Below are 5700 nucleotides of genomic sequence, written 5' to 3'. Positions count from 1 at the left end.
CACTATCTCTATAGGCTCCTTCACTTAATGACTCTTCCCCCGAAGAAACCAATTCACCAGATTCGTCATTCACGTTGTCGTGATCATAAGCCGTACAACTGTCATACTTATTAATTCGCCAATTACTTCCGTCCCAATATTGGGTGCGAAGCGGTAACAAAAGCGCTTCGTCGGCTGCACCGTAGTTATTTATTAACGTAGCACGACCATAGGCGAAGCTGATTGAATCACCAAAATCATCAACGCACTGACCGGAGCAAGAAAGTCCATTGAAGTTTGCGCCCTCAATTTGTGCTTGGTCTGCCACCAGCGCAATGTGTGCTTCGAGGTAAGGCCCATCTACGCTGTTATCAGCAAGGCGACTAAATACGATATCGTTGTCAGAAAATGAAATAAGACCAGCACTGGCATTTTGCGGCCAACTTATTGGATTAATGTTTTCCAGCCTATTTAGCAAGCTTGTGCCGTGCTCGACTTGTAAGCTGATATTGATCAGTTTATCAAAACCATCGTAGTAGTTTGTGGTGCGGCTGCCATTTTGGTTAAGTGCGGTTAGCGAGAAGCTCACTTCACTAATAGGTTGTTCAAAGTAATTAAATGCACCATTGACGTTACATGCTGCTTCAACACTTCCGCTCAAGGCAAAATTAGAAGGTGCGAAACGCCCAACGTTTTGCACCAGCCCTTGCACGGTGGTATCTGACAAATAAGTACTCTGTGCCGCAATGGAAATTGTACCTACCTCATCGTAATTAACACCAACGTTAACTTTACCTTCGTCGCTAAATAAAACACTGGGCACGCTCAATGTACCCGTTGCGCCGCCACTAGGAAGTATATTTAAGGGTGTTAACAACGCGCTACCTGAAAAATGCTCCGCGGTATTATTATTTTCCAGTGCTGCAAAGTTATCTGGTATTCCATCGTCGTTACTGTCTTCACCATCGACCCACTGTACTGTTCGCAAGCCTAAGACAAAGTCTTCCCCTGTCAGTTTGAGCAGCGAACCATTCGCACTATTCGCGTAACCGTTAAGATTGGAGCTCGTGCCGCTATCATTTAAGATATTCATAGCAAAGCCGAATGGACGCACTTTAAAAGTATTAGAAGAACCTGCAATACCGCTTCGATTTGTTATGTCTGCTGACAACGACAACTCTCCCGCATCTGGGTATTGAATTGTAAAGGCTGCTCGCGAGTCAGCATCAAATTGGATAGGAAAGGTGCGTGGGGTTAGCCCCAGTTGATGTTCATTACCGTTGTTGATAAGCAGTAGGGTGTTAGAACAATTGCTCGAACTAGAACAGTTATAATTTAATTCAACATCGACAATTTGATTTTTTAGCGTGTCAGAATTCCCACATGCTTCGATTGCATAGGTCTTGCTGTTAAAGCCAGTGTCTGAAGGCTTACCAGAAAGCTGAGTAACGATGGTTTCTGAATCATCAGTGATATTCTTAAACACCAGCCCGTCGGATTCATACTTTATTTTACAGCTACCTAAATTCACTTCTTTACCACCGATAAAGCAACGCAATTGAGAAGATGGATTTTCTCCCGAAGTAGCAAGTTCAGGATCTGCGCCTCTTAGGCTATCGAGTGTTAGCGAGGTCTGCCCGATAAACGTTACGCTGTCGTCAGGCGACCATCGATAGTTACCGCTATTAACGGGCACTAAGTTGACTGTAGATGGCTGAGAGTAGAGTAAATCACAGTTGACGTCTGCACAGGCTTTTAGGGTAACTTCTTTCGCGGCGCAGCTGCTACCCTTGTTATCAGCCAGTTCAAAACGATAATGATTCAGTACTTCAATGACTTCCCGACCGCAGATGCCAGGAATATTGTTTGGCACTTCATTAGCCGTCACCCTCAGAGTAGCAGGTGAGCCGACGCCACCTCCTGCGGTAAAGCGGCCTCTCAATGTGCCTTCAGACACATTGGCAAAGGTTATTTCACCTTTTGCTAAAACCAATGCGTTGGGGTTTGAGCCATCGATGACCACATCTCCATCGACATAAATCGCGAGATAAGCCCCTTCAGCGACAGTGATATTTGCGTTCACCATGGTGAACTTTGTAGCAACGCCACCTATATTGTCCCCCGGGTCAGAAACATAAATTCGCGTGGGTGCAATTACGTTGTAGTTACCCGCCGCCATGGTTACCAGTTGACGGTTAAAATAATAATCCCCCGCTAAGTCCCCTTCTGCTATCTCTGGGCCGCTATCGTCAATGGTAATTGTTGGTATCGCTCTCGCTTGTGAGTCGGTAAGCGCATCTGTGTTGTTCACGGTACAGTCGACAGGGTTCTGTCCGCATTTTGGGTAGTCTGCAGATCCGCTTGTAGCGTCGGTGATAAACTGCTGTGCTGACAACACACCTGCATTTTCATCAATCATTCGACTACCAGCTGCGAGTGAAATTGCGGAACCACTAAAAGCGGCAACCGCGCCAGGAAAGGCGTCATCACAACTAGGAACTTCACCACTAAACACAAACTCTGAAGTCATAGCCAGAATGCTAGCGTCTTCTTCAGTGTGGTTGCGCTCAAAGTCTAAGCTTCTATCCTCATCTACACGAAGTCCAAGCCTATTTTTGTTCACGCCGCAGCTGCGAAGCCAACCGCCGTCGCCGCCGTTTCTACTTATTTTACTGGCTGCAACCAAAGGAGTTTGCGCATAGTTATTTTTAAAGTCATTTCGAAAGCAACCATCGTCCCACCCCTGTATGCGTACGTCGGCAAAATCGGCTTCCCAAACCACTTCAATACCATTGTCATCGAAAAATCTACGATTGAACCCCTCTGTTGTCGCCATGTAAGCTACCGTTTCATTGCGTGTAACTGGCGCATAATCTGTTTCAGACGCTTCCAACGCCATAAAATAAGATGGTGCTTCATACTTTGCTGCAATAGTTAGAAACGGTAACAAATGTTCGTTGGGTGGCTTCTTTCCATTAACGTCAACTTGGTTATTTAACGTTTGAATAGAGTGAAAGAAAACAGGCTTTTCACCAAAATCAGTTTCAAGTGAAACGCGAGCATATCTCGCATTTTCTTCGCCCACCTTCAAGGGGCCGTTAGGTTCATACCAAGGAGAGCTTGTCGATGCCTGAATAGTCCCCCCTCCGAGCTCCATCTTACCGACTTCAACAATATCACCGTCAGGAAATTCATGAACGCCATACGCAATCGCTAAGTAATGTGCTCCCATCGTGATATGTGGACCATCTTCTCCAGAAGGCTCAAGGGGCAGCGCTTCAAAACCTGTGCGGGTAACATTGCGAATTTTGACAATCGCTGGGTTGCTACCTTGATTGGTAGACAGCATAAACACCGCTGGCGGCTCGTCGTATACCTGTGAAAAGCTAATGGTTGTCCACTCTGCTTTATTGTAGGTGTTTTGAAGCTCGATGAACCTGCCTTCGATTTGAGGGACGGCTTGCACGGGCAGTGCAATACATAACGTGAGAAACAAACAAAACAGCGAAATAGACTTTAAGTTCATTATTGTTCCTGCCTTACTTCCACGCTTACTTTCCTCGATGTTTCTATTTGTCCCGCAGAGCAACTAGATTCCGATGTCAGTAAGTAGACTTCCACTGCATTAGAGGTAACTTCCGGTTCTGTTGCTACTGCAGGACCTTTACACTCTATGTCCGCTTTACAGTTTTTAAGACCACTTGTTGTAAACATTATTTCGGTCTGATAAGGGCATGTTCGGTCTTGGATTTCAACTAACCGGGAAACCGCAACTTCCACCCCGCTCTGCGCTGCTAAATAGGCGCGAGCACCATAATATTCAATGGATTGCTGACGTATGTTTGATGAAATCTGATTAGACAAAGCAATGCCAAGTCCTAAAAGTACAATGCTAATAATGATCGCCACAATAGTGGTAGAGCCACGTTGTTTTGATAGGGTGCGAGAAGGCGATAAAGTAAATTGTCTATTAGGGAACATTGGGGAAGTGTACCTCGTGCGAGAAAGCCAACGTCTCGTCATCATTACCGATGAGCGTCAAGTCTAATTTGACCAAAGCATTTTGGCGCAAACTTACCGTTATTACGTCTGCACTCCAACTACTTACATTCGTTGCGATAATGCCTGTACTTGTTCCATCTCTTCGCACCAAAGCCTCACCCTGCGCCGTTGTTTCCTTACACACTGACACCGGGTTTTCGTTAAACACAAAAAAACGCTTCCCAGGGGAGGATTGAGTGTTTACGACTCCTAACTCAATTATGTATTGGTGATCTAAAACGTTTCCTTCGTCATCGGTGGCGGCGGTATATCCATTATAGTCTACACTGTTATCAATCACACTTTGCGGACTCGTTGGGTAGATAACTAATTTATCGTCCGCTGTAGGAGCCTCCATTTCAAACACTACGGAATGCAGCTTGTCATCGAAAGGGTCTGCGGTATATGTACCGCTCATAACGATTGGATAGTAGATTAAGCACCCTAAACTAGCGTCAAAGGAGACCGAGTTAGGCACAATATTTCGAAGTTCTTTTTCGAGCCGCAATATAATGAAGCGCGCATCTGAAACAAGGCGGGTACGTTCTGCGCCGGTTATATAAATTTGAGCACTCAACGAAATCACTTGAGCTACAGATACGCTAATCACACCTAAAATAGTGATCACTAAAATAAGTTCTATAAGTGTAAAACCGCGCTGGCGTCTTGCTTTTGGTAGGGACATTAATAGCTCCCTCGATAAGCACTGAAGTTGTAAACTTGGCCGTCTGGAGCTGTGACCGCGATATCGATACGCTTGTATTGTTTTGGTGCTCTTTTGTTTAAGTCTGACTCAATTGAAGAGTCATAAGTAACACCGACACGGTAAGCAAAGCCATTATAATTGCCGCCAACATTGCTAATAGCATAACCATTATAATCATCTACATCGTCATAAGCTTCTTCAGAGGTTTCACCAGCGTCTGGGCCTAGAGCGTCGGAACACAGGTTATCGCTGGCATTGGACGGATCAGGCTTATCGACACAGGTGACAAATGGTGGGCTTCTGTCACTATTTTCATCATAAGAGCGACTAAGAATATCATTCATTAAAGACTGCCCTAGCTTCGCCGCTTTCACCTGACGAAATGGCTCTGCGGTTTGTTCAGCTTGCGGGACAATAAGCGACAGAACTACGGTTAGGCTAATCGTAAATACAACAATACCAATCACCAGCTCTAACAGTGTAAAGCCGTTCACGCATTTTTTATGTACAGGCAATACAACCCTAGCACGCATAAACTGCCCCTTCGCTTTGTAAACACATGGCAAAGGTACTTATTTGAATTCTACAATTCGTTGAACACGCGATATTTCGCGGCCTGCCAAACCCATCAAACTGAATTTGAGAAAAGCTATCGCCATTTTCATCGGCCGTTTGAAAAGTAAAGTCGGTGCTTGATGCATCGACTACCTGATCGGCATCAAAAAAGGTAGAAAGGGCGTTTGTACAATCGTGGCCAGCGGGAGGGGCAATGATTGTGGCGGTTATTTTCACACAGCTAGTGTCTTGCACATTTTGCATAGCACGAAACTGCATGTTACGAACGACTTGAAGTGTGCGATCGCGAAGGGCGATAGCTTCTTCCGTATCGTTACCAAGAAAGCGAGGTGCGGCGGTTACCGCCAGCACCCCAATAACCAATATGGTTATGATAAGTTCTACTAATGTAAAACCGG

5 protein-coding genes are annotated in these 5700 nt (G+C 45.3%); all 5 read right to left on the bottom strand.

What is annotated here, in order from left to right; all coding sequences use genetic code 11:
* Positions 1-3505, bottom strand: a 3505-nt coding sequence (locus QVA83_RS20855; RefSeq protein ID WP_287498915.1) for a DUF6701 domain-containing protein, incomplete at its 3' end; no start/stop codon positions are given.
* Positions 3505-3960 carry an agglutinin biogenesis protein MshP gene (locus tag QVA83_RS20850; RefSeq protein ID WP_101563282.1) on the bottom strand — a complete coding sequence of 152 codons (456 nt, stop codon included), beginning with the start codon at positions 3958-3960 and terminating at the stop codon, positions 3505-3507. The genes QVA83_RS20850 and QVA83_RS20855, both read right to left, overlap by 1 nt.
* Positions 3950-4705, bottom strand: a complete 756-nt coding sequence (locus QVA83_RS20845; RefSeq protein ID WP_101563281.1) for a PulJ/GspJ family protein — start codon at positions 4703-4705, stop codon at positions 3950-3952. Before QVA83_RS20845 ends, QVA83_RS20850 begins: the two co-directional genes overlap by 11 nt.
* Positions 4705-5259 (bottom strand): prepilin-type N-terminal cleavage/methylation domain-containing protein, encoded by a 555-nt coding sequence (locus QVA83_RS20840; RefSeq protein ID WP_101563280.1) that lies wholly within the window; start codon positions 5257-5259, stop codon positions 4705-4707. The genes QVA83_RS20845 and QVA83_RS20840 overlap by 1 nt, the downstream gene beginning before the upstream one ends.
* Positions 5249-5700: type II secretion system protein (locus QVA83_RS20835; protein ID WP_287498914.1), on the bottom strand; the 452-nt coding region annotated here is incomplete at its 5' end. The genes QVA83_RS20840 and QVA83_RS20835, both read right to left, overlap by 11 nt.

The sequence above is a fragment of the Alteromonas sp. AO-Serp genome, assembly GCF_017849675.1.
In the GTDB taxonomy this organism is placed as follows: domain Bacteria; phylum Pseudomonadota; class Gammaproteobacteria; order Enterobacterales; family Alteromonadaceae; genus Alteromonas; species Alteromonas macleodii.
Note: the sequence above shows the minus strand (reverse complement) of the source record. Positions and strands in the feature narration are given on the sequence as shown.

Coding starts and splice junctions, on each gene's coding strand:
- QVA83_RS20850 (WP_101563282.1), bottom strand. CDS start 3,960: ATGTTCCCTAATAGACAATTTACTTTATCGCCTTCTCGCACCCTATCA.
- QVA83_RS20845 (WP_101563281.1), bottom strand. CDS start 4,705: ATGTCCCTACCAAAAGCAAGACGCCAGCGCGGTTTTACACTTATAGAA.
- QVA83_RS20840 (WP_101563280.1), bottom strand. CDS start 5,259: ATGCGTGCTAGGGTTGTATTGCCTGTACATAAAAAATGCGTGAACGGC.